Origin of the sequence: Mesorhizobium sp. M0119, from assembly GCF_040322615.1 — a bacterium.
Lineage (GTDB): Bacteria > Pseudomonadota > Alphaproteobacteria > Rhizobiales > Rhizobiaceae > Mesorhizobium.
In genome coordinates this window covers 1-1168 of the sequence record NZ_JAMYTU010000105.1, presented here as the reverse complement: position 1 = coordinate 1168, position 1168 = coordinate 1, and the positions used below count along the sequence as shown (strand labels likewise).

At 62.3% G+C, this 1168-nt stretch carries 1 protein-coding gene; it reads right to left on the bottom strand.

All coding sequences use genetic code 11. The features are described 5' to 3' along the window. Nucleotides 1-18: 18 nt before the first annotated feature. Complete coding sequence (locus tag NKJ40_RS31755) at nucleotides 19-954, bottom strand: IS110 family RNA-guided transposase (protein WP_352469387.1); 936 nt, start codon at nucleotides 952-954, stop codon at nucleotides 19-21. Nucleotides 955-1168 lie beyond the last annotated feature (214 nt).

The following is a 1168-nucleotide window of genomic DNA, read 5'->3' as shown; positions in this document are numbered from 1 at the left end:
CTAAAGTATCCGTTTTGATCAAGGGGTTTTAGGGGCCCATTTTCGCTGCGCCTTGAGGAGAGCGTTTGCGAGGATGATGAGCTTTCGCATCAATGCGGTGATGGCGACCTTTGCGGGTTTTCCTGCCGCCTTTAGCGCCTGGTATTTTGCCTTGAGGTCCGGGTTGAAGCGCATGGCGACGAGGGCCGGCATGTAGAGAGCCTGGCGAACATTGGCCCGGCCGCCGCGAATGAAGGCGCGGCCGGTCCATGTGCCCGATTGACGGGCGACCGGAGCGAGGCCGGCGAGGCTTGCGGCCTGTGGCGGCTCGAGGGTTCCGAGTTCCGGCATGTCGATGATGAGTGCGCATGCGGTGGCATCCGAGACGCCGGGTATGCTGGTCAGGATGTCGAGGCGCTGGGCAAGGTCGGGATCGGCTTTGAGGAGCGTAAGGATCGTCTGATCGATATCGCCGAGCTGACGTTGGATCTGCTTCAGGCGCTCGTTGTTGTGGCGCCTGAGCAAGGCAAGGGTCAGGGTTTTGGCTCTGTTGCTGGCTGCGGTGCGATCCTTGATCAGAGCCGCACGGGCCAGGTGCAGGTCCTTGAGTTCATTGAGTAGTGCGCTGCCAAGCGGCCGCGCCGTCAAAGCCAGCACTGCCCCCATGCGCGCCAGCATGGCGGCGTCGCATCGGTCGGTCTTGGCCAGCTTGCCGGTCGCCTCCGCGAAGCGGCGCGCCTGGCGCGGATTGACCTTGACCAGTGGCAGTCCGGCCTTGGCGAGGCGGCGCTCAAACCCGCGATGGTAAGCTCCGGTCGGCTCGTAGACGATCCGGGTGACCCCGGAGCCGATCCAGCGCATCAGCGCCTTGTGGCCCTTGGCCGTGTTGTCGAAGCGGCAGCTCTCGCCGCTTGGGAAGCGATAGGCGTCCAGCGCCTCTTTCGAGATGTCGACGCCAATGGTAATGTCTGTCATCTTTTGCCGTGCCTCTGCTTGTCATGCGCAGCTCAAACTGCGCGTATCCGTTCAGGCCTTCGGGAAAAGACGAGGGTGATCAAACTTTAGCTCGGCCCTCAAATGGCCAGCGCGTCGACGATCCATCCCTCGCCGCTGACGAGAGAGCTGCTACTCTCTCCCAGCGGTTCATTCTCGCCTCTTCGCAATGAATGTCATAAGACAAGCGCGTCGC